Source organism: Streptomyces sp. NPDC044571 (genome assembly GCF_040647115.1).
Classification (GTDB): Bacteria; Actinomycetota; Actinomycetes; order Streptomycetales; family Streptomycetaceae; genus Streptomyces.
The window spans coordinates 1-20,632 of the sequence record NZ_JBEZBN010000041.1 but is presented as its reverse complement, the minus strand read 5'-3'; the positions used below and the strand labels follow the sequence as shown (position 1 = coordinate 20,632).

General features: G+C 71.8%; 21 protein-coding genes, 1 tRNA gene and 1 pseudogene. 12 read left to right on the top strand and 11 right to left on the bottom strand.

Translation table 11 applies throughout. The annotated features are described in order from the left end of the window. Positions 1-255: 255 nt before the first annotated feature. A complete protein-coding gene (locus tag AB0B01_RS21690) occupies positions 256-951 on the bottom strand; it encodes a DUF461 domain-containing protein (RefSeq protein WP_361721405.1) in 696 nt (231 codons plus the stop codon). A gap of 604 nt (positions 952-1,555) precedes the next feature. Between AB0B01_RS21690 and AB0B01_RS21685 the strand changes: the two genes are divergently transcribed. From AB0B01_RS21685 to AB0B01_RS21660, 6 genes are all read left to right on the top strand, one after another. Continuing rightward, on the top strand, positions 1,556-2,038 hold the full coding sequence (locus AB0B01_RS21685) for a CarD family transcriptional regulator (protein ID WP_003953493.1): 483 nt from the start codon (positions 1,556-1,558) through the stop codon (positions 2,036-2,038). Between the two features lie 240 nt (positions 2,039-2,278). Next, positions 2,279-3,034 carry a 2-C-methyl-D-erythritol 4-phosphate cytidylyltransferase gene (ispD, locus tag AB0B01_RS21680; RefSeq protein WP_361721402.1) on the top strand — a complete coding sequence of 252 codons (756 nt, stop codon included), beginning with the start codon at positions 2,279-2,281 and terminating at the stop codon, positions 3,032-3,034. After that, positions 3,024-3,617, top strand: a complete 594-nt coding sequence (gene ispF / locus AB0B01_RS21675; protein ID WP_361721399.1) for a 2-C-methyl-D-erythritol 2,4-cyclodiphosphate synthase — start codon at positions 3,024-3,026, stop codon at positions 3,615-3,617. Before ispD ends, ispF begins: the two co-directional genes overlap by 11 nt. A 116-nt stretch (positions 3,618-3,733) precedes the next feature. Beyond that, complete coding sequence (gene cysS, locus AB0B01_RS21670) at positions 3,734-5,134, top strand: cysteine--tRNA ligase (protein WP_361721396.1); 1,401 nt, start codon at positions 3,734-3,736, stop codon at positions 5,132-5,134. Positions 5,135-5,235: 101 nt separating this feature from the next. Beyond that, positions 5,236-6,192, top strand: coding sequence for a 23S rRNA (guanosine(2251)-2'-O)-methyltransferase RlmB (gene rlmB, locus AB0B01_RS21665; protein WP_361721393.1), 957 nt, complete (start codon positions 5,236-5,238; stop codon positions 6,190-6,192). Positions 6,193-6,351: 159 nt separating this feature from the next. Beyond that, complete coding sequence (locus AB0B01_RS21660; RefSeq protein WP_361721390.1) at positions 6,352-7,929, top strand: DoxX family protein; 1,578 nt, start codon at positions 6,352-6,354, stop codon at positions 7,927-7,929. A 224-nt stretch (positions 7,930-8,153) separates the two neighbouring features. On the opposite strand, the gene AB0B01_RS21655 is transcribed toward AB0B01_RS21660, so the two are convergent. From AB0B01_RS21655 to AB0B01_RS21630, 6 genes and pseudogenes are all read right to left on the bottom strand, one after another. Further along, positions 8,154-8,942 carry a nucleotidyltransferase family protein gene (locus AB0B01_RS21655; protein ID WP_361721387.1) on the bottom strand — a complete coding sequence of 263 codons (789 nt, stop codon included), beginning with the start codon at positions 8,940-8,942 and terminating at the stop codon, positions 8,154-8,156. Between the two features lie 52 nt (positions 8,943-8,994). After that, positions 8,995-9,408 carry a hypothetical protein gene (locus AB0B01_RS21650; protein WP_361721384.1) on the bottom strand — a complete coding sequence of 138 codons (414 nt, stop codon included), beginning with the start codon at positions 9,406-9,408 and terminating at the stop codon, positions 8,995-8,997. A 191-nt stretch (positions 9,409-9,599) separates the two neighbouring features. Next, positions 9,600-10,688 carry a sn-glycerol-3-phosphate ABC transporter ATP-binding protein UgpC gene (gene ugpC / locus AB0B01_RS21645; RefSeq protein ID WP_361721381.1) on the bottom strand — a complete coding sequence of 363 codons (1,089 nt, stop codon included), beginning with the start codon at positions 10,686-10,688 and terminating at the stop codon, positions 9,600-9,602. A gap of 361 nt (positions 10,689-11,049) precedes the next feature. Next, positions 11,050-11,457, bottom strand: a complete 408-nt coding sequence (locus AB0B01_RS21640; protein WP_361721524.1) for a zinc ribbon domain-containing protein — start codon at positions 11,455-11,457, stop codon at positions 11,050-11,052. A 66-nt stretch (positions 11,458-11,523) separates the two neighbouring features. After that, positions 11,524-11,577 (bottom strand): annotated as a pseudogene (locus AB0B01_RS21635) (helix-turn-helix domain-containing protein); the annotation flags it as partial. A 12-nt stretch (positions 11,578-11,589) separates the two neighbouring features. After that, positions 11,590-11,772 (bottom strand): hypothetical protein, encoded by a 183-nt coding sequence (locus AB0B01_RS21630; protein ID WP_361721378.1) that lies wholly within the window; start codon positions 11,770-11,772, stop codon positions 11,590-11,592. Between the two features lie 163 nt (positions 11,773-11,935). Here AB0B01_RS21630 and AB0B01_RS21625 point away from each other — a divergent pair. Then, positions 11,936-12,008: transfer RNA gene (locus AB0B01_RS21625), tRNA-Thr, on the top strand. Between the two features lie 95 nt (positions 12,009-12,103). On the opposite strand, the gene AB0B01_RS21620 is transcribed toward AB0B01_RS21625, so the two are convergent. Then, the gene (locus AB0B01_RS21620) at positions 12,104-13,486 is read right to left on the bottom strand and encodes an FAD-binding oxidoreductase (protein WP_361721376.1); all 1,383 of its coding nucleotides are present in this window, start codon (positions 13,484-13,486) and stop codon (positions 12,104-12,106) included. A gap of 120 nt (positions 13,487-13,606) precedes the next feature. Here AB0B01_RS21620 and AB0B01_RS21615 point away from each other — a divergent pair, with 120 nt between their 5' ends. From AB0B01_RS21615 to AB0B01_RS21605, 3 genes are all read left to right on the top strand, one after another. Beyond that, positions 13,607-14,080, top strand: coding sequence for a GNAT family N-acetyltransferase (locus AB0B01_RS21615; RefSeq protein ID WP_361721373.1), 474 nt, complete (start codon positions 13,607-13,609; stop codon positions 14,078-14,080). A gap of 29 nt (positions 14,081-14,109) precedes the next feature. Further along, a complete protein-coding gene (locus tag AB0B01_RS21610) occupies positions 14,110-14,799 on the top strand; it encodes a pentapeptide repeat-containing protein (RefSeq protein WP_361721371.1) in 690 nt (229 codons plus the stop codon). Between the two features lie 263 nt (positions 14,800-15,062). Then, positions 15,063-15,611 carry a DUF1062 domain-containing protein gene (locus tag AB0B01_RS21605; protein ID WP_361721368.1) on the top strand — a complete coding sequence of 183 codons (549 nt, stop codon included), beginning with the start codon at positions 15,063-15,065 and terminating at the stop codon, positions 15,609-15,611. Between the two features lie 73 nt (positions 15,612-15,684). Here AB0B01_RS21605 and AB0B01_RS21600 read toward each other — a convergent pair whose 3' ends face one another. The 3 genes from AB0B01_RS21600 to AB0B01_RS21590 all read right to left on the bottom strand — a co-directional run bounded on the left by AB0B01_RS21600 (position 15,685) and on the right by AB0B01_RS21590 (position 18,085). After that, a complete protein-coding gene (locus AB0B01_RS21600) occupies positions 15,685-16,188 on the bottom strand; it encodes a hypothetical protein (protein WP_361721365.1) in 504 nt (167 codons plus the stop codon). A gap of 152 nt (positions 16,189-16,340) precedes the next feature. Then, on the bottom strand, positions 16,341-16,970 hold the full coding sequence (locus AB0B01_RS21595) for a response regulator transcription factor (protein WP_361721362.1): 630 nt from the start codon (positions 16,968-16,970) through the stop codon (positions 16,341-16,343). Continuing rightward, positions 16,967-18,085 (bottom strand): sensor histidine kinase, encoded by a 1,119-nt coding sequence (locus AB0B01_RS21590; RefSeq protein WP_361721521.1) that lies wholly within the window; start codon positions 18,083-18,085, stop codon positions 16,967-16,969. Before AB0B01_RS21590 ends, AB0B01_RS21595 begins: the two co-directional genes overlap by 4 nt. A gap of 411 nt (positions 18,086-18,496) precedes the next feature. Here AB0B01_RS21590 and AB0B01_RS21585 point away from each other — a divergent pair, with 411 nt between their 5' ends. Both AB0B01_RS21585 and AB0B01_RS21580 read left to right on the top strand, forming a co-directional pair. Further along, positions 18,497-19,060 carry a heme-binding protein gene (locus AB0B01_RS21585; protein ID WP_361721360.1) on the top strand — a complete coding sequence of 188 codons (564 nt, stop codon included), beginning with the start codon at positions 18,497-18,499 and terminating at the stop codon, positions 19,058-19,060. Between the two features lie 51 nt (positions 19,061-19,111). Then, positions 19,112-20,536, top strand: a complete 1,425-nt coding sequence (locus AB0B01_RS21580; RefSeq protein WP_361721357.1) for a M1 family metallopeptidase — start codon at positions 19,112-19,114, stop codon at positions 20,534-20,536. The last annotated feature ends 96 nt before the right edge of the window (positions 20,537-20,632 follow it).

The following is a 20,632-nucleotide window of genomic DNA, read 5'->3' as shown; positions in this document are numbered from 1 at the left end:
CCTCCGGCGGGGGCGCGGGTGGTGGCCGGTCGGAGGCCGGCGCAGCGTCTCGAAGCCCGTGAGGCCCTCCTGGGCCGAGCGGTGCGAGGGGCGCACGGGGGAGGGGTTCGAGCCGGACCCGGGCGCGCCGCGCTGTCTGGTCACGGTCCGCGGCCTGGGCTACAAGTTCGAGCCGTAAGCCTCGTCGTATACGGGTAGGGCCCCCACCGCAGCAGCGGTGGGGGCCCTACCCGTGGTACGCGGACGGCGCGGCGGTCAGTGACCGGCGGCGTGCGACGCCGAGCCGGACGGCGTGGCGGCCGGGCTGCCGGAGGCCGCACCCGACGGGGTGGCGGCCGGGACGCCGGCGGCCGGGGAGCCGGACGCGGCACCGGACGGAGTGGCCGTCGGGCTGCCCGAGGGGCCGGCGCCGGCGGCCCCGGTGGCGGGCGCCTCGGTCGGACCGAAGCCCGCGTACATGCCGGTGGCCGGGACGACGAGCGCGTCCAGCGCCACGTCGCCCGCCCGGCTGAGCTGGAAGACGACCTTCTGCGCGTTGCCGTCCTTGACGGACTCGCCGCCCTCGATCACGGCGGAGGCGTTGCCCTTGCCGCCCAGGACCACGGAACCGCCGGGCGGCACGATGACCTTGCCGGCGGCGGCGCCCTCGGCGGCCTTCAGGACGACCTTGCCCTTGCTGCCCGGAAGGGTGATGGCGTCGATGGTCTCCGGCGCGGTGCCCATGTTGAAGACCGTCGCGGAGACGGCGGCGGGGCCGCCCTTCTTGTCCTTGCCGCCCTGGGTGATCACCAGCGCGTTCTGGACCTTGATGTCGCCCTTGGTGACGGCGGCGTTGTCCGGCTTGATCTGGAGCGTCTCCGCGTGCTCGCCGGCAGCGCAGGCGGCCAGCGAGGCGATCGAGAACACGATGGCGGTGGCGGCGAGGGCGCCGCGTCGAAGGCTGCGGCTCACGGCGGCGGCAACTCCTTGGACGTACGGAACGGAAGGGTGGGCGTCCCCCGGGGCGGCTGAGGTAAAGCCGCTCTAAGGGTGTGTCAGCGCGCTTAGGTTACCGAGCCGCCGCCCCGCCCCCGCACCCGACCCTCCGCAGCGCGGGGGCCGCCCTGCACCGGCCCCCGCGATCTTGCATTCCGGCCGCCGTTCATGTGCCGCCCCCATATACCGCGGGGTATCGCCCCGGGGTAAGCCGCTCCGCGGCCTGGTGATCAATTCCGGGATTCCGTCGAACGGCGCTCCGTGATCAATTCGGGATTGGGCCGGAACCGCTCCGTACGGGTGGTCGCCAGTCGAACGGAGTAGTTCGGCTTCCCTGCATAGAAACCGGCAAAACGGGACGTACGTCACACTGACGGGCCTGCCGGTCAGGTGTAACGTGGCCGTTTCGCCCGGTCCGCACAGCGCCTCCGACCTGCGAATACCCCCTTCCGGAAGCCCTTCGCAGCACGTTCGAGTCGCTGTTGTCAAGCCCCGAGATGTGCCCTGACCTGCGAAAACGCCATTCATAACAGTCAGTTCTCGTGTTACCCTGGATAGCCACGGAAGGGGTACCTGTCACATGACGTTCAAGGTTGGCGACACCGTGGTCTATCCCCATCACGGGGCCGCGCTGATCGAGGCCATCGAAACTCGCCAGATCAAAGGCGTGGACAAGACCTACTTGGTGCTCAAGGTCGCCCAGGGCGACCTGACGGTTCGTGTGCCTGCGGACAATGCGGAGTTCGTCGGCGTTCGCGACGTAGTCGGCCAGGACGGGCTGGACCGGGTCTTCGAGGTGCTTCGCGCGCCGTATGCCGAAGAGCCGACGAACTGGTCCCGGCGCTACAAGGCAAATCTGGAGAAGCTCGCTTCTGGCGATGTCATCAAGGTCGCCGAAGTGGTGCGTGACCTGTGGCGTCGCGAGCGTGAGCGCGGGCTGTCCGCGGGTGAGAAGCGCATGCTCGCAAAGGCGCGCCAGATCCTGGTGAGCGAGCTCGCGCTCGCTGAGAACACCAACGAGGACAAGGCAGAGGCCCTCCTCGACGAGGTTCTCGCGTCCTGACGCGAGGACACCTCGTCACACAGTTGTGCCGCGGTGCCCGATGACACGCCCTCTCTCCCGGGAGGGGGCTGTTGCCGGGCGCTGCGGCATGTCTGTACCCACACCGATTTCCTCACGGGCGTGCCGGGTCCGGGCAGCCGGCTCGACCGGTCGTCACGGAAGGGGCGAGGGCGTCGCACCCGGCACCCCTCAGGCCATACCCATGTCGGCCGAAGTCACAAACCTGGCTCGGAGCTACTGATGTCTGACGAAACGCGCCCCCACCGCACCGCCGCGGTGATCCCGGCCGCCGGCCGCGGGGTACGCCTCGGCCCCGGTGCGCCCAAGGCCCTGCGGGCCCTCGGCGGCACCCCCATGCTCATCCACGCCGTCCGCGCGATGGCCCGCTCCCGGGCCGTCTCCGCCGTGGTCGTCGTCGCCCCCTCCGACGGAGCCGCCGAGGTGCGCCGCCTGCTGGACGAGCACGCGCTGCCCGACCGCACCGAGATCCTGGTCGTGCCCGGCGGGGCGACCCGCCAGGAGTCCGTACGCGCCGGCCTCGCCGCGCTCCCGGCGGACATCACCTCCGTCCTCATCCACGACGCGGCCCGCCCGCTCGTCCCCGTCGACACCGTCGACTCCGTGATCGAGGCCGTCCGCGCGGGCTCGCCCGCGGTGGTGCCCGCCCTCCCGCTGGCCGACACCGTCAAGGAGGTCGAGCCCGGCAAGCCCGGCGAGCCCGAGCCCGTCGTCGCCACGCCCGAGCGGGCCCGGCTGCGCGCCGTCCAGACCCCGCAGGGCTTCGACCTCGCCACGCTCGTCCGCGCACACGAGGAGCTCGCGGTGGGCGCAGCCGACGGCGAGGGCGCCACCGACGACGCCGGAATGGTGGAACGGCTCGGCGTCACCGTGATGGCGGTCCCCGGCCACGAAGAGGCCTTCAAGGTCACCCGCCCGCTCGACCTGGTCCTCGCAGAGGCCGTACTCGCCCGCAGGAGGGCCACCGATGCCTACTAGCTCCGCAGGTTCCGAGGAGTTCTCCGGCCACGGCGGCCCCGGCGGCCACGGCGGCCGGAACGAGGCTCCGGCCGGGGCCGCGCGCGCCGCCGCCCCCGCCCCGCTGCTCCCGCAGGTCGGCATCGGCACCGACGTGCACGCCTTCGAGGCGGGCCGTGAACTGTGGTGCGCCGGGCTGCTGTGGGAGGGCGAGGACGGCCTCGCCGGCCACTCCGACGGCGACGTCGCCGCGCACGCCGCCTGCGACGCCCTGTTCTCCGCCGCCGGCGTCGGCGACCTCGGCGCCCACTTCGGCACCTCCCGCCCCGAGTGGTCCGGCGCCGCCGGTGTCACCCTCCTGGCGGAGGCCGCCCGTATCGTCCGCGCCGAGGGCTTCGAGATCGGCAACATCGCCATCCAGGTGATCGGCGTACGCCCGAAGATCGGCAAACGGCGCGAAGAAGCGCAGAAGGCGCTCGCCGCCGCCGCGGGCGCCCCCGTGGCGGTCTCCGGCACCACCACCGACGGCCTCGGCCTCACCGGCCGCGCCGAAGGGCTCGCCGCCATCGCCACCGCCCTCGTCTACCGGACGAACCGCACCTGAGTACGACGTACGGCCACAACCCCGGCGTCGCCGACGTCACCTCTTCGGCAGCAAAGCGCCCCCCGCGCCCCGAAAGGGTCGCGGGGCACTGCCGCAGGCGCACTACCCTGGATGCCGTGACTATTCGCCTGTACGACACCAGCGCCCGGCAGATCCGCGACTTCATCCCGCTCGTCCCGGGCTGCGTCTCGATCTACCTGTGTGGTGCCACCGTGCAGGCGGCCCCGCACATCGGGCACATCAGGTCGTACCTCAACTTCGACGTCATGCGCCGCTGGTTCACCTACCGCGGCTACGACGTCACCTTCATCCGCAACGTCACGGACATCGACGACAAGATCATCGCCAAGTCCGCGGAGCAGGGCCGCCCCTGGTGGTCCATCGGCTACGAGAACGAGCTCGCGTTCAACACCGGTTACGACGCGCTGGGCTGCCTGCGGCCCACCTACGAGCCGCGCGCCACGGGCCACGTGCCCGAGATGATCGAGATGATGCGCGTCCTGATCGAGCGCGGCCACGCCTACGTCGCCGACGGCAGCGTCTACTTCGACGTCCGCTCCTACCCGGACTACCTGACGCTGTCCAACCAGGACATCGACGACCTGCGCCAGCCCGCCGAGGAAGGCATCACCGGCAAGCGCGACCCCCGCGACTTCGCCATGTGGAAGGCCTCCAAGCCCGGCGAGCCCGACTGGGAGACCCCCTGGGGCCGCGGCCGCCCCGGCTGGCACCTCGAATGCTCCGCCATGGCGCACAAGTACCTCGGCAGCGCCTTCGACATCCACGGCGGCGGCCTCGACCTGATCTTCCCGCACCACGAGAACGAGATCGTCCAGGCCAAGGCCTTCGGCGACGCGTTCGCGCAGTACTGGTGCCACAACGCCTGGGTGACCATGTCCGGCGAGAAGATGTCGAAGTCGCTCGGCAACTCCGTGCTCGTCTCCGAAATGGTCAAGCGCTGGCGCCCGATCGTCCTGCGCTACTACCTCGGCACCCCGCACTACCGCTCGATGATCGAATACAGCGAGGAGGCCCTGCGCGAGGCCGAATCCGCCTTCGCGCGCATCGAGGGCTTCTACCAGCGCGTCATCGAGAAGGCCGGCAAGACCGTCGACCCCGCGGCCGAGGTCCCGCCCGCCTTCGCCGAGGCCATGGACGACGACCTGGGTGTCCCGCAGGCGCTCGCCATCGTCCACACCACCGTCCGCCAAGGCAACAGCGCCCTGGCCGCCGACGACAAGGACGCGGCCATCGCGCGCCTGTCGGAGGTACGGTCCATGCTGGCCGTCCTCGGCCTGGACCCGCTCGACCCGCACTGGGCGGAGGAGAGCGACCGCGGAGAGGACCTCCACGGGGCCGTCGACACGCTCGTGCGCCTCGTCCTGGAGCAGCGGGAGTCCGCCCGCTCCCGCAAGGACTGGGCCACCGCCGACGCCATCCGCGACCAGCTCCAGCAGTCCGGCCTCGTCATCGAGGACAGCCCGGCCGGCCCCCGCTGGACGCTCGGCCCGCGCTGAGCCGGCAACGCCCGGACCAGCTCTGTTGTGCCGCCCGGGCCTCCGGGCGGCACACTCTTCATACGTACGTATCGCAGCACCAACGAAAACAGGTAGAGGTCATGGCCGGGAACAGCCAGCGCAGGAACCGCCGCACGTCCAACAAGAAGGGCGCCACGGTCGGCAGCGGCGGGCAGCGGCGCAAGGGCCTGGAGGGCAGGGGCCCCACGCCCAAGGCCGAGGACCGCAAGGGCCACAAGGCCTTCCGCGTCTCCAACGCCATGGCCAGGCAGGCGGCCAAGCGCCGCCCCGCGCCCCGCCGCGGCGGCCCCAAGGGCACCAGCGAGATGGTCGTCGGCCGCAACCCCGTCTTCGAGGCACTGCGCGACGGCGTCCCCGCCACCACCCTCTACGTGCAGCAGTTCATCGACAATGACGAGCGCGTCCGCGAGGCCCTCCAGCTCGCAGGCGAGCGCGGCAACATCAACCTGATGGAAGCCCCGCGCCCCGAACTCGACCGGATGACCAACGGGCTCAACCACCAGGGCCTCGTCCTCCAGGTCCCGCCGTACGAGTACGCGCACCCCGAGGACCTCACCGCCGCCGCCTACGACAACGGCGAGGACCCCCTCATCGTCGCCCTCGACGGCGTCACCGACCCCCGCAACCTCGGCGCGATCGTCCGCTCCGTCTCCGCCTTCGGCGGCCACGGCGTGGTCATCCCCGAGCGCCGCGCCGCCGGTATGACCGCCGGCGCCTGGAAGACCTCCGCCGGCACCGCGGCCCGCACCCCGGTCTCCCGCGTCACCAACCTGACCCGCGCCCTCCAGGAGTACAAGAAGGCCGGCCTGGCCATCGTCGGCCTCGCCGCCGAGGGCGAGCACACCGTTGCCGACCTCGACGCGCTCGCCGGCCCCGTCGTCATCGTCGTCGGCTCCGAGGGCAAGGGCCTCGGCCGCCTCGTCGGCGAGAACTGCGACTACCTCGTCCGCATCCCCATGCCGGGCGGCGCCGAATCCCTCAACGCCGGTGTCGCCGCGGGCGTCGTGCTCTACGAAGCGGCCCGCCGCCGCGGCTGAAGCGCCCGGCCGGGCCCCGAGGCTCTGCCAGTCGGCTCACGCAGCGTGACCCGTGAGCGTGTCACCCCGCCCGTTTCGGGCGGGGTGGCTTGATCTTGACGGGCCTCGGACACATCCCTGCTGTCAAGGCAGTGTCCTAAACACTGATCACTCGGTTAGATGAGTGTGGACACCAGAACGTCAGGGTTCGACGACCAGCCCGCGCTGAGCATGGTCAAGGTGCCGTGCGACCCCGCACAGGTCATCGTCAACCACGCCAGCTTCCGCGTGCGGCTCGCACCGAGCCCGAGCGCGCGTTCCAAGCCCGCGAACGCCCCCGGCGCACCCGGGCGCGCGCCCGTCCTCGGCGGTGCCGTGGCCGCCGCGGGCGCCACCCGCCGCCGCGCCCCCGTCGTCTGGAGCGGCAAGTCCGCCCCGGGCGACGACTCCGCCGCCATGGGAGGACTCCTCCAGGCCGTACGCGAACACGGGCGCGGCCACGCCGAGTACGACGGCGGAGCCACCCAGGTCATCCCACGGGTGGACCTCGCACACGACCTCGCCGGGGACACCGTCGCCACGCCGACCGTCATCGGCCAGCGCACCTACGGCGACCCCGACGAGACGCGCCGGCTGACCGCCGTACGGGACCTGCCGTACACGCCGCCGTACGCGGGCGGCGGCGGGGCCGGCTTCGACACTCCCTACGACGACCCGTCCGGCACCGGCCCCGGCGGCGACTCCCGCCGCGCGGCCTCCGAGGCCCGCGCGCAAGCCTCCTACTACCCCGGCCGCCGGATGAACCTCGGCGTCGTGCTGCTCCCGTTGCGCGTCTTCCTCGGCTTCATCTCCATCTACGCCGGCATGGGCAAGCTGTGCGACCCCGTCTACTTCGACGGCGGCGAACGCGGCTCCATGGTCACCTGGCTGCGCACCCTGCACCCCTGGGCCCTCGCCGAACCGCTGCGCGACTTCGCCCTCGCGCACCCCGTCGGCGCCGGCCTGAGCGTGGCCTTCCTCCAGGTCATCGTCGGCGTGCTGACCGTCCTCGGCCTGTGGCAGCGCTTCGCCGCCTGCTTCGGCGCACTCCTGTCCGCCGCCCTGCTGATGACGGTGAGCTGGAAGACCGTCCCCGCCTACGACGCCCCCGACATCATCTACCTCGCCGCCTGGAGCCCGCTGATCATCGCGGGCGCCCCCGTCTACTCACTCGACGGCCGCCTCGCCGGAGAGGCCTGGCGCACCCTCGGACCCCGCTCCGAGGTCTGGCAGCTGCGCAGGCGCGTCCTGCGCCGCGGCTCCGTCATGGCCGCCGTGGTGTGCGGGCTCACCATGCTCATCGGCTCCGTGCTCGGCGGCGCCGTCCGCTCCACCACCGTCGTCACCGTGCCCGGCCCGGGCCGCGCCCCCAGTAACTACCTGCCCGGCTCCCCGCTCCCGCAACTCCCGAGCAAGCAGCAACAGCAGCAGCCCACCACCCCGCAGCCCTCCAAGCCCGCGGAACCCACCGCCGACGCCGGCAGCCCCACCGCCAAGGCCGGCCGCAGCACCGCCGGTACCAGCTCCCGCGCAACCGCGGGAACCGGCTCCCAGTCACCCACCGCGACCCGCGGCACCACCACCGGCTCCACCGCCGGCAGCAGCCCCAAGCAGTCCACCCCGAAGCCGCCGTCCTCCTCCTCGGGCAGCACCTCCGGCAGCGGAGGCGGCAGCAGCAAGCCGCGCCAGCCCGGCCTGGTCGGCGGCCTCCTCGGCTGAGGGGCCCCACCCCGAAAGGGCCCGGCGTGCACCCGGCACGCCGGGTCCCCTTTTTTTGCGGGCTCGGTTCACCTCCGGGGCGCTGATGCCGGCTCCAGGAGGCCGTACGTCCTCGGAACCGCTCGTTCCTCGCGGTTCCTCCGGGCGTTCGCCCTCCTTCGCCGGCGCGCCCCTTCGGCTCACTCGCCGGGCGGCGTAGGGAGGCTCAGCGGCCGGACAAGGGCTCAGAAGCCGCCGGGGCCGCTCTGGGCGGCCAACTCGCGGGCCGCCTCGGTCAGATCCTTCGCCGTGTCGATCGCCCGCCAGTAGGCCCCCTGGGGCAGCGGGAAGCCCGCCAACCGCCGCTCACGCGCCAGCCGCGGGAACGTCGTCCGCTCGTGGTCGCCCAAATCGGGCAGCAGAGCCGCGAATTCGGGGCCGAAGACGTACACGCCCGCATTGATCAGATACGGCGACGGCGGCGACTCGATGAAGTCCAGCACCTGCCCGAACTCGTTGGTCTCCACCGCCCCCCAGGGAATCCGCGGCCGGGCCAGCGCCAGCGTCGCCGTCGCCCCCCGCTCCGCGTGGAAGGCCGCCATCTCGCGCAGCGAGAACCGCGTCCAGACGTCCCCGTTCGTCGCGTACCACGGCTGGTCCGCACACGGCAGCTGCCGTGCCGCGTACTTCAGCCCGCCGCCGCGCCCCAGCGGCTCCTCCTCCACCACCGTCGTCACCCGCAGCGGCAGCTCGGCCCGGGCCAGCCAGTCCTGCAGCACCTCCGCGAGGTGCCCGCAGGACACCACCGCATCGGTGACCCCCTCGGACGCCAGCCACGCCAGCTGGTGCCCGATGATCGGCATCCCCGTCCCCGGGATCTCGACCATCGGCTTCGGCCGGTCGTCCGTATACGGACGCAGCCGCGAACCCTGCCCCCCCGCCAGTACGACCGCCTGAGTGGGCGCCTGGACGAGGGAGGCCGGGAACGCGGCCGCGGAAACGGTGGGGTGGGGTACGGCAGGTACGTCGGTCATGGCGGCCAGGGTAGAGGCCGCTCGACCCGCGCGACGCGTACGTCGGGCCCCGTCAGCCCATGGAGGCGACGCCGGACGCGTACGACGTGTCGCAGACGGGCCGTGCGAAGGACTGCGCCTTCGTCGGACCGTAGGCGTCCACGGCGGCCCGGCCCAGCGCCCGCGCGATCCCCGCGCAGTGCTCGGCGAGCGACGGCCGCCGGTCCACCTCCCGCTGGAGGTGCGTCAGGACGTCGCCCGGCGTCTCACCCTGCTGCAGCTCACCGAGCAGCTTGTCGCGCAGCACCTCGTGGGCGGCACGCGGCTTCGCGGGGACCGAGACGTCCTCGGCGGACGCGGTCAGGATCTGGGAAGGGGTGTTGTCCGCCCAGGGGACCATGGTGACCGCGAGAGTCCCGGACAGGACCAGGACGACGGGCAGGACCAGGGCGAGGGATCGGCCGATACGGCGGGCAGTGTGGGTCACGAGGGCGAGAGTAGCGCTCGGTGAAGATTTGGCGACATTTAGTCACCCGGTCGAGGGATGGTTCGACGTGGCTTTTCGAATCACGTGTTGACGACCGGACCCGAATGGGGTGCTCTGCCCGCTCTGTGCAGGGACGCGAGGGGCGCCCCCGGAGACCCGGGAACGCCCCTCGCGGTCACCCGTCACACGGCTCAGCCGGACAGCCGCTCACCGGAGGAGGTGGAGAACACGTGGATCTCGCCGGCCCGCGGCACCACGTGCAGCGAAGAGCCCTTCTCCGGCACCTGGCGGCCGCCGACCCGCACCACGATGTCCTGGCCACCGTCGGCCTTCGAGGTCTGGCCGTAGACGTACCCGTCGGCGCCGAGCTCCTCCACGACGTTGACCGTGATCGTCAGCCCGCCCTCGGTACCGACGTCGAAGTGCTCGGGACGCACGCCCACCGTGACGGTACGGTCGCCCGCGTCCGCGGCGGCGGACAGCGCCTCACGCGACACCGGCACCACACTGTCCCCGAACTTCACACCGCCATCGGTGATCGGCACCTCGACCAGGTTCATCGCGGGCGAACCGATGAACCCGGCGACGAACAGGTTCGCCGGCCGGTCGTACATGTTGCGCGGGGTGTCGACCTGCTGCAGCAGACCGTCCTTCAGCACCGCCACCCGGTCGCCCATCGTCATGGCCTCGACCTGGTCGTGGGTGACGTAGACGGTGGTGATCCCGAGGTCGCGCTGGAGCGCCGCGATCTGCGTACGCGTGGACACGCGCAGCTTCGCGTCGAGGTTCGACAGCGGCTCGTCCATCAGGAACACCTGCGGCTTGCGCACGATGGCCCGCCCCATGGCGACACGCTGACGCTGACCGCCGGACAGGGCCTTCGGCTTGCGGTCGAGGTACTGGGTGAGGTCGAGCATCTTCGCCGCGTCCTCGACCTTCTTGCGGATGGTCGCCTTGTCCTCGCCGGCGATCTTGAGCGCGAAGCCCATGTTGTCGGCGACGGTCATGTGCGGGTACAGCGCGTAGTTCTGGAACACCATCGCGATGTCCCGGTCCTTGGGCGGCAGGTGCGTGACGTCGCGGTCACCGATGCGGATGGCACCGCCGTTGACGTCCTCCAGGCCGGCGAGCATGCGCAGCGAGGTGGACTTGCCGCAGCCGGAGGGCCCGACGAGGACGAGGAACTCCCCGTCCTCGATGTGCAGCTCCAGCTCGTCGACGGCGGGCTTGTCGCCGCCGGGGTAGAGCCGGGTCGCCTTGTCGAAGGTGACAGAAGCCATGGTGATGAATCCCTTCTACCGGCAGGAACGTGCCGGACGATCCGAGTGGAAGGAAGAATTGGTCTGGTCCACGAGAATGGACTTCCGCCCGAACCTACCCGGAACCGCCGCTTCTGTCAGCACCCCCGTGCCCCGCCGGATTGCCAGTGATGGGCAGAGCACCCGTCTTTTGACCTCGGCTTCGGCAGAGCAGGGCACTTTTGACCTGGGCTCTGATGAAGCCTCCTCGCCCTCGCCAGCGTGTTTCCTGCTTCGACGCCCGTAGCCGGCCCTGCATGACCCTGGGGGTCACACCCGGTCGGACTTACACAGGCTCCACAGGCATTGCGGCCGACGGCCCGTCGGTCCGTACTGCACCCGGCTACGCAGCCGGCACGAGATCCATCACCTCCGACACCCGGATCACCGACGGCGGCACCCGGCCCGGCGGCAGCGCCGTGGCCACCAGCCAGTACAGCCGCATTCCCTCGTCCCGGAGGTTCACCGCCGCATTCGTGTCCCGGTCGTGGGCGGCCCCGCACTCCACGCAGGCCCACTCCCGGACCGAGACATCCAGCCTCGGGCCCTTCGTATGGCACGCCGAGCAGCGCCGGGTCGACGGGAAGAACCGGTCCACGATCACCAGCGTCCGCCCGTACCACGCACACTTGTACCGGAGCTGGCGCAGCAGCTGGCCCCAACCGGCGTCGGAGAACGCCGCGTCGAGGTGCCGCAGCGACTGCTGGAGCACCGTCGAGGACGCCTCCCGCAGCCAGGCCGTCTCCGGCACCCGCTTCCACCCGGTCAGGGCCCGGCAGGTCTCGGCGAAGCCCAGCGACACCCGGTGCTCCTCCCAGGCCTTCACGCGCAGGGCGAGGCCCTCGTTGTAGACCCACCGGCAGGCGCCGAAGGTCTGGGTGAGCTAGGCGGCCTGGTCAGCAGTCGGATAGAAGCGGAAGCGGTAGACCCGCTGCTGGGTGCCGGGCTCCCGGACCAGACCCTTCAGCGGTGCCGCCTTCCGGGTCCGGTGTTTGATCCGGTCGCCCACCCCGAGTCGTTCGCGCTTGATGCGCCGGGCCTCCTCCCCCGTGACACGGTCCGCCATCGCCCCTCCCGCGATCTGATCTCCGGAACGGCACACCAGTCCGTTCAACGAACGTATGCGTGAGTGGTTACGAGGACGGCTTCAACGTGATGGCCCCGGGAATCGGGTGCTGTGTAAAGTGATGGCGGCTCCGCGAAGCAGTAGGTTTGCGGGCCGGTTTCGTGCCGCCTTAGCTCAGTTGGCAGAGCGGTTGCCTTGTAAGCTCCAGGTCATCGGTTCGATTCCGATAGGCGGCTCCGTCCCAGGTCAGAGGCTTACTGATCCAAGGGATTCGTGCAGAAACGGAAGGCCCCGGGTGATCACCCGGGGCCTTCCGCGTGCCCGTCGGGGGTCAGTGGCGGCCCGAGATGCGGTCGGCCAGGTGGGCCAGGGGGGTGGTGGTGGGGCGGTGGGTGGCCGTTTCGCGGCGGTCCGCCTCGCGGTAGGCCGCGTAGAGGGCGTGGACGCCGAGCCAGCGGAAGGGTTCCGGCTCCCAGCGGCGGACGCGGTGGTCGACCCAGGGGAGGGTGGTCAGCTCGGTGCGGTCCTCCAGGACCAGGTCGCGCAGGGTGCGGGCCGCGAGGTTGGCGGTGGCCACGCCCGAGCCGACGTAGCCGCCCGCCCAGCCGAGGCCCGTCGTGCGGTCCAGGGTGACGGTGGCGCACCAGTCGCGGGGGACGCCGAGGACCCCGGACCAGGCGTGGGTGATCTCCACCCCGGTGAGGACCGGGAAGAAGGAGGTCAGCAGGGCGGTCAGCGAGGCGATCGTGGCGGGCTGGGTGGTGCCGTCGGTGTCGGTGCGGGAGCCGAAGCGGTACGGGATGCCGCGGCCGCCGATCGCGATGCGGTCGTCCGCGGTGCGCTGGGCGTACATGTAGGCGTGGGCCATGTCGCCCAGCACTTCCCGCCCCGACCAGCCCAATTGTGACCAGGTCGACTCCGGGAGCGGGGCCGTCGCGATCATCGATGAGTTCATCGGGAGCCACGCGCGCTTCTGGCCCTTGAGGGCGGCCGTGAAGCCCTCGGTGCAGCGCAGGACGTACGGGGCGCGGACCGTGCCGTACGGGGTCAGGGCCCGGCCCGCGCGGATTTCGGTGACCGGGGTGGTTTCGTGGATGACCACGCCGAGGCGTTCGCAGGTGGCGGCGAGGCCCTTGGCGAGTTTCCAGGGGTGGATGCGGGCGCCGTGGGGGGTCCAGCCGGCGCCCACCGCGTCGGCGATGTCGATGCGGGCGCGGGTTTCGACGGCGTCGTAGAGCTCGCGGTCGGTCTCCCCGAAGGCGAGTTCGGCTTCGTGGAAGGCCTTGAGGCGGCTGAGCTGGGCGGGGGTGCGGGCGACTTCGAGGACGCCGCCGCGGTGGACGTCGGCGTCGATGCCCTCCTTGGCGGCGACGTCGATGACCTCGGCGAGGGTGTCGTTCATGGCGTGCTGGAGGCGCTGCGCGGCCTGGTGGCCGTGGCGCCGGGCGTAGCGGTCGCGGCCGGCGATGCCGTTGTAGAGCCAGCCGCCGTTGCGGCCGGAGGCCCCGTAGCCGCAGAACTTCTGTTCGAGGATGGTGATGCGCAGGTCGGGGGCGGCCGTCTTGAGGTAGTAGGCGGTCCACAGGCCGGTGTAGCCGCCGCCGACGATGACCACGTCCGCGGTGGCGTCCGTGGTGAGGGGGGCGCGGGGTGGCCGGGCGGTGGCGGTGGGGTCGGTCGCGTACCAGAAGGAGATGCCGCCGTTGGTCGTCATGGGGGAGTTGCTACACCGCGTTTCGCGGGGGTGTCCAGGTGCGGGATGCCGGGTTTTGGGGCGGGGGAGACGGCCTTTCGGCTGGTGCGGGCGGGGTGGTCGGGTCCGTAGGCTGCTCGGATGATCCGTAGCGCTGTCGTGGCCGATGTGCCCGTCATCCACGCCATGATCCGCGAGCTCGCGGAGTACGAGAAGGTGCCGCACGAGGCGCGGGCCACCGAGGAGCAGTTGCGGGAGGCGCTGTTCGGGGAGCGGCCGGCGGCGTTCGCGCACATCGCGGAGACGGAGGAGGGGGAGGCGGTCGGCTTCTCGGTGTGGTTCCTCAGTTTCTCGACGTGGCGGGGGGTGCACGGGATCTACCTGGAGGACCTGTACGTACGGCCGGGCGTGCGCGGGGGCGGCCATGGGAAGGCGCTGCTGGCGGAGTTGGCGCGGATCTGTGTGGAGCGCGGGTACGAGCGGCTGGAGTGGTCGGTGCTGAAGTGGAACGAGCCGACGATCGCGTTCTACGAGGCTCTGGGGGCGCGGCCGCAGGACGAGTGGGCGGTGTACCGGTTGACGGACGAGCCGTTGCGTCGGCTCGGGTCCCGCTAGCTCCGGGGCGTGCAGGGGAGGATGGGGGCATGGTGCGCAAGGGGCAGCGGGAGACGGTGGGTGCGGCGCGGCGGCCGGAGGTGCGGCTCCCGGAGCTGACCGTCTGGGAGGGCGGGGGGCTGGAGCCGGACGGGGACTACGACGGGCTGGAGTTCGCGGACCTGGATCTGGCGGGGCAGGAGGGGGTCGGGGCCCGTTTCATGGACTGCGCGCTGCGGCGGTGTGCGCTGGACGGGGCGGGGTTGGCGAAGGCGCGGGTCCTGGATTCGGTGCTGGAGGGGGTCCGGGGGGTGGGGACGGACCTGTCCGGGGCTTCGTTGCGGGACGTGGAGCTGCTGGAGGCGCGCCTGGGCGGGGTGCAGCTGCACGGGTCGGTGTGGGAGCGGGTGGTGGTCCGCGGCGGCAAGATCGACTACTTGAATCTGCGGACGGCCCGGTTGAAGGACGTCGTCTTCGAGGAGTGCGTGCTGGTGGAGCCGGATTTCGGCGGGGCGGTGCTGGAGCGGGTGGAGTTCCGGGGCTGTGCGCTGCGCGGCGTGGATTTCTCCGGGGCGCGGCTGGCCGACGTGGATCTGCGGGGGGCGTCGGAGTTGGACATCGCGCGCGGGGTGGAGGCCTTGGCGGGGGCGGTGATCAGTCCGGGGCAGCTGTTCGACCTGGCTCCGGCGCTGGCGGCGCAGCTGGGGTTGCGGGTGCTGGGTCAGGGGCTGTCCGGCTGATCATGTGACGGGTTCGGGCCGGGGCGGTGCGCCCGTCGTGGGGCGGGGAGAGCCGGCGAAACGTCGAGTGGGCGGCCCGTGTTCGAAAACCAGTGGAGCGGCACCGCCGTGCGCCCTTACCGTGCTGGCGAATCATGTCGTCCAGGCAAGGACATGCCGTTGTACACCCTGTGAGACCTCCCGAGAGCTGATGTGTCGCGCGTCGCGCATGTGCGCCGCGCTGCTTTTTGCTGCGGATTTCTCACTGGAACCGGTGTATTTCTGTGCTCAACACCTGGGTGGTCACGCCCACCTGTCTGCCGACCGTTCTCCGCCGTTGCCACGCCTGCGCGTCCGAGCGCTTCCGGGCACACGGCAAATTCCGTGTCAACGCACACCACAAGCTCCTCGACGCCTGGCTCCTCGTGCTCTGTACCGCTTGCGGGGACACGGCGAAGCTGTCGGTCCTGGAGCGGGTGAACGTGCGCTCCGTACGGCCTGAGCTGTTGGACCGGATGCACGGCAACGATCCTGGTCTGGCAGCGGAGCTGCTCCGGGATCCGGTCGTGCGGCGCCGTAACCGCATCGCCGTCGACTGGGAGGGCGCCTGGCGCCTCGACACCGGCGGATCGGATCACCTGGACCGCGAGGTGGTCGAGGTCTCGGTCCGCTTCGCGGCGCGGATCCCGGTCCGGCCGGTGCGACTGATCGCTGAAGGGTGCGGTCTTCCGCGGGCCGAGGTCGAGCGGCTGATCGCGGAGGGGAAGCTCGTTTCGGCGGTCCGGCTGAGCGGCAGGCTCTCCGGCGACTTCACCTTCATGCTGAAGCGCTGAAGCGCTGAGCGCTCCTCGGGACCGGGGGCCGTCCGGTGGGATCCGCCGGGCAGCCCCTGGGCTCGCAGGCCCGTTACGCGGGGACGCGGGGGTAGCGGGCCTGGAGGGTCCAGACGACGGGGTTGTCGGCGAGGCCCTCGTGCATGTCGACGAGGTCGGCGATCAGGTCGTGCAGGAAGTCGCGGGCCTCGCGGCGCAGCAGCCGGTGGCTGAAGGTCAGCGGCTTTTCTTCGGGCGGCATCCAGTCGGCTTCGATGTCGACCCAGCCGAAGCGGCGCTCGAAGAGCATGCGGTCGGTGGATTCGGTGAAGTCGAGTTCGGCGTACTGGCGGTGGGAGGAGCGGCTGCCGCGCGGGTCCTGGTCGAGTTGTTCGACGATGTCGCACAGGGCCCAGGCGAAGTCGAGTACGGGCACCCATCCCCAGGCTGTGGACACTTCGCGGTCCGCGTTCGTGTCGGCGAGGTAGACGTCGCCGCAGAACAGGTCGTGGCGCAGGGAGTGGACGTCCGCCGAGCGGTAGTCGGTCTGCGGGGGGTCGGGGAAGCGCCGGGAGAGGGAGTAGCCGATGTCGAGCACGTACCCGATGGTGTCACGGGTCCGCCGCGCCCGACGCGCGACGTCCGCCGCGCCCGGCGCTCGGGCTGCTGCCGGGCCCGGGACCCCGGTTTCCGTCGGGATCTCGCCGCTCCGGCGCCGCGGCTTGGGCCGGGACGGCGCGCGGCGGCCGGTCAGGGGAGGAGGCGTTGTTCCTTGGCCACCGAGACGGCGCCGGCGCGGGTGTCCACGCCGAGCTTGTCGTAGATGCGGCCCAGGTGGGTCTTGACGGTGGCTTCGCTGATGAACAGCGCCCGGGCGATGTCCCGGTTGCCGAGGCCGCGGGCGAGCTGGCCGAGGATGTCCAGTTCGCGGTGGGTCAGGGTGGGGCGGGAGCCGCGCATGTGGGCCATGACGCGGCTGGCCACGGGCGGCGAGAGGGTGGTGCGGCCCTGGGCCGCGGAGTGGATCGCCGAGAACAGCTCCTCGGGGCGTTCCGCCTTCAGCAGGTAGCCCGTGGCCCCGGCTCCGATGGCCCGGGTGATGTCGGCGTCGGTGTCGTACGTGGTGAGGACCAGGACGTGCGGCGGTGCGGGCGGGGTCGGCAGGGCGGTGATGCGGCGGGTGGCTTCGACGCCGTCGATGCCCTCGCCCAGCTGGAGGTCCATGAGGACCACGTGGGGGCGGAGTTTCGCGGCGAGGGCCACTGCCTCCTCGCCGCTGCCCGCCTCGCCGAGGACCTCGATGTCCGGGGCGCTGCCCAGGAGGGCCAGGAGGCCGGCGCGGACCACCGCGTGGTCGTCGCACAGCAGGATGGTGGTCACGGGTGGCGCTCCAGGGGAATGGCCGCGGAGAGGACGGTGCCCTCGCCCGCGGTGGATTCGACGGTGAGGGTGCCGCCCAGCGCGCGGACGCGGGCGCGTATGGCGGGCAGGCCGTGCCCGCGGTCCGCGGCGGCTGCGGCGCCCGGTGCGGAGAAGCCCCGGCCGTCGTCCGCGATGTCCAGGACGACCTGGTCTCCCAGGTAGCTCAGGGTGAGGGCCGCGGTGTGGGCCCCGGAGTGCTCGCGGACGTTGGCCAGCGCCCCCTGCGCGATGCGCAGCAGGGCCGATTGGACGCGGTCGGGCAGGGGGCCGGGGGTGCCTTCCAGGTGGAAGCGGACGTCGACGCCGGGTCCCGCGTCGAGGGCGCGCAGGGCCTGTGCGAGGCCGGCGTCGCCTTCGAGTTCGGGCGGGGCCAGGTCGTGGACGAGGCGTCGGGCCTCGGCGAGGCCGCGGGCGGCGATGTCGGTGGCGGTGCGGACGTGGGCGCGGGCGGTGTCCGGGTCGGTGTCCCAGGTGCGGTCGGCGGCCTGGAGCAGCATCTGCTGGCTGGACAGGTGCTGGGCGAGGGTGTCGTGGATCTCCATGGACAGCCGCTGGCGTTCGGCGAGGGTTCCTTCGCGCCGTTCGGTGGCGGCCAGCTCCCGCCGGGTCCGGATCAGGTCGTCGATCAGGGCCCGCTGGGCCTGGGCCTGGCGCTCCATGTGGACGAAGACGGCGGTGGCGAGCGCGGCGATGGCGGGCGGGGCCAGCAGCAGGTTCGGGTCGAAGGCGGTGGACAGTTTCAGCTGGGCGGCGACGACGAAGACGGTGAGCAGGGCCACGAGGACGACCGCCGCACGCGGGGGCAGGGTCCGCAGCGCCGTGTAGAAGAGGGGTACGGCGCACCACGCGAAGCTCGGCGCGAGGACGACGAGTACCACCCAGGCCGCCACCACGAGCCCGAGCCAGAGCAGCCGCCGCAGGGTGGGGGCGGCTCCGAGCGCGGGCCCGAGGACGTACAGCAGAGCCAGGGCGATGCTGAGGGCGATGATCCAGGGGGTGCTGGGCGAGCCGGGGTGGCGCAGCAGGAAGCGGGCCACGGAGGCGGCGAGGAGCAGGAAGAACGCGGTGTGCATGACGGCCGCCAGCGCGCGGGTGTCGGCCTTCCGCGGCGGTGGATGGGTCACGCGGGCTCCTCGGGCGGGGGGTGTGGTTCGGGCGGGGTGCGTGGGCCGGGGGGTGTGGATCGGGGGCAGGTGTACGGATCGGGCAGGTGTACGGATCGGGCGGGCATCTCCATCGTGCCCCTTTGACCAGCCAATCCGGATCCGCCCCGGCTCCGCATCGACCGATCGGTCGACCCCGGGGTCATCCGGTGCGGCAGCCGTCCGGAGCCGGTACGGGGACCGGCGGGCGCAGTGCGCGGCCGCAGGCTGGAAGCACCCACGGAGCACCACGGAGCACCGACCAAGCACCACGGAGCACCGACCAAGCACCACGGAGCACCAGCGGACCACCCCGCGCCGACGCCCTCAGGAGCAGCAGACATGAAGACCCGCACCCGCGTTCTGACCGGTACCGCCCTCGCCGTCGCACTCGGCGCCGGCACCTTCGGCGCGGTCAGCGCCAGCGCCAGCGCCGCGCAGCCGGAGTCGGCCCCGGCCGCCGCCGTCGCGAAGAAGGACGGGGAGGCGAACGAGAAGAACTTCACCACCACGACGCACCTCACCGTCGACGCCGCCACGCGCGCCGCCCAGGCCGCGCTGGAGGCCGCGCAGAAGGAGAACCAGAAGGTGACCGTGGCGGTCGTGGACCGCAACGGCAACACCATCGTCACCCTGCGCGGCGACGGGGCGGGCCCGCAGTCCTACGAGTCCGCGCAGCGCAAGGCCTACACCGCGGTGTCCTGGAACGCCCCGACCTCGGTGCTCGCGGGCCGCCTCGCCCAGGCCCCGAACCTGAAGGACATCCCCGGCACCCTCTTCCTGGGCGGCGGCACCCCGGTGCAGGCCAAGGGCGCGCCGGTGGCGGGCATCGGTGTGGCGGGCGCCCCGAGCGGCGACCTGGACGAGAAGTACGCCAAGGCGGGCGTCGACGCGCTGGAGAAGTAACCCGCAGAAACACCCCGAAGTACACCAGCATGCGCACATAGGATCGAGCGCGTGAAACACCGCGCGTTCCGCCGCCTCGCCGTCCCTGCCGCTGCCGCCCTGATCGCCCTGACCACGGGGTGTACGGGCAGCACGGTGCAGGGGCGGCCGGGCGCGTCGGGGCTGCGCGACCCGTACTTCCCCAAGGCCGGCAACGGCGGCTACCAGGTGGAGCACTACGACCTGGACCTCGACTACGACCCGGACGACGGGGAGTTGAACGCCACGGCCGTCATCACGGCCCGCGCCGAGCAGGGGCTCAGCTCCTTCAACCTCGACCTCAGCGGCCTGCGGATCGAGGAGATCACCGTGCAGGGGGCGGCCGCCCGGTACAACCGCAGCGGACGGGAGCTGACGGTGCGTCCGGCCAAGGACCTGAAGAAGGGCGAGGTCTTCCGCACGGAGGTCGACTACCGCGGGAAGCCGCAGCCCATCACCGATCCGGACCGCTCCAAAGAGGGCTGGATCACCACGGACGACGGGGCGGTCGGTGTCGGCGAGCCGGTGGGGTCGATGGCCTGGTTCCCGGGGAACCACCACCCCAGCGACAAGGCGACGTACGACATCACCCTGACCGTGCCCAAGGGCTACGAGGCGGTATCCAACGGAGAGTTGGCCTCGCGCACCGACACCGCGGAAGGGCAGACCCGGTTCAGCTGGCACAGCCCGCAGCCGATGGCGAGTTACCTGGCCGTCGCTGCCGTCGGGAAGTTCAAGGTGACGACCGGGCGGACGCCGTCCGGAGTCGCCGTGTACGAGGCCGTGGTGCCCGGCGAGGCGGCGAAGAGCGCGCCGGCGCTGGCGCGGCTGCCGGAGGCCGTGGAGTGGGGGAGCGGTCGCTTCGGCCCGTACCCCTTCGGGACGGCGGGTGCGGTCGTGCTTCCGGAGGGGTCCCTCACGTATGCGCTGGAGACGCAGACGAAACCCGTCTTCTCCGGTGCCCCCGACGAGAAGCTCGTCCTGCACGAGCTGGCGCACCAGTGGTTCGGCGACTCGGTCTCGCCGAAGTCCTGGAAGGACATGTGGCTCAACGAGGGTTTCGCGACCTACGCGGAATGGCTGTGGTCGGAGGACCACGGCGGCACCACCGCGCAGCAGTACTTCGACGCCTTCCTCGCGGGCGACACGGACGTCGACCCGGAGGCGGCCTCCGACTGGGCCGCGTTCCCGCCGGCCGCGCCGCCCGGCCCGGGGGACATCTCCGAGGCCCCGGTGTACTACCGGGGGGCGATGGTGTTGCAGCGCATCCGCCAGGAGGTGGGGGACGAGAAGTTCTTCGCCCTGCTGCGCGGCTGGGCCGCCGACCACCGGTACGGGAACGCGAGCACCGCAGATTTCACCGCGTACGCCGAGCAGAAGACGGGCCGCGACCTGAAGAAGGTCTGGGAGGTCTGGCTGTACGGCCGGGCCCGCCCCACCGTGCGGGCCACGTCCTAGATGTATTGATCACGAGCGTTGTTAACAGGGCTGGGTCTTGATCACGGCGAAGACCTCCGGTGTGGTGGAGGTGTCTAGGCTCCACACCACACACGG

Coding starts and splice junctions, on each gene's coding strand:
- AB0B01_RS21610 (WP_361721371.1), top strand. CDS start 14,110: ATGGTGCGCAAGGGGCAGCGGGAGACGGTGGGTGCGGCGCGGCGGCCG.
- rlmB (WP_361721393.1), top strand. CDS start 5,236: ATGGCCGGGAACAGCCAGCGCAGGAACCGCCGCACGTCCAACAAGAAG.
- ugpC (WP_361721381.1), bottom strand. CDS start 10,688: ATGGCTTCTGTCACCTTCGACAAGGCGACCCGGCTCTACCCCGGCGGC.
- AB0B01_RS21615 (WP_361721373.1), top strand. CDS start 13,607: ATGATCCGTAGCGCTGTCGTGGCCGATGTGCCCGTCATCCACGCCATG.
- AB0B01_RS21685 (WP_003953493.1), top strand. CDS start 1,556: ATGACGTTCAAGGTTGGCGACACCGTGGTCTATCCCCATCACGGGGCC.
- AB0B01_RS21590 (WP_361721521.1), bottom strand. CDS start 18,085: ATGCACACCGCGTTCTTCCTGCTCCTCGCCGCCTCCGTGGCCCGCTTC.
- ispF (WP_361721399.1), top strand. CDS start 3,024: ATGCCTACTAGCTCCGCAGGTTCCGAGGAGTTCTCCGGCCACGGCGGC.
- AB0B01_RS21630 (WP_361721378.1), bottom strand. CDS start 11,772: ATGGCGGACCGTGTCACGGGGGAGGAGGCCCGGCGCATCAAGCGCGAA.
- AB0B01_RS21585 (WP_361721360.1), top strand. CDS start 18,497: ATGAAGACCCGCACCCGCGTTCTGACCGGTACCGCCCTCGCCGTCGCA.
- AB0B01_RS21660 (WP_361721390.1), top strand. CDS start 6,352: ATGAGTGTGGACACCAGAACGTCAGGGTTCGACGACCAGCCCGCGCTG.
- AB0B01_RS21620 (WP_361721376.1), bottom strand. CDS start 13,486: ATGACGACCAACGGCGGCATCTCCTTCTGGTACGCGACCGACCCCACC.
- AB0B01_RS21655 (WP_361721387.1), bottom strand. CDS start 8,942: ATGACCGACGTACCTGCCGTACCCCACCCCACCGTTTCCGCGGCCGCG.
- ispD (WP_361721402.1), top strand. CDS start 2,279: ATGTCTGACGAAACGCGCCCCCACCGCACCGCCGCGGTGATCCCGGCC.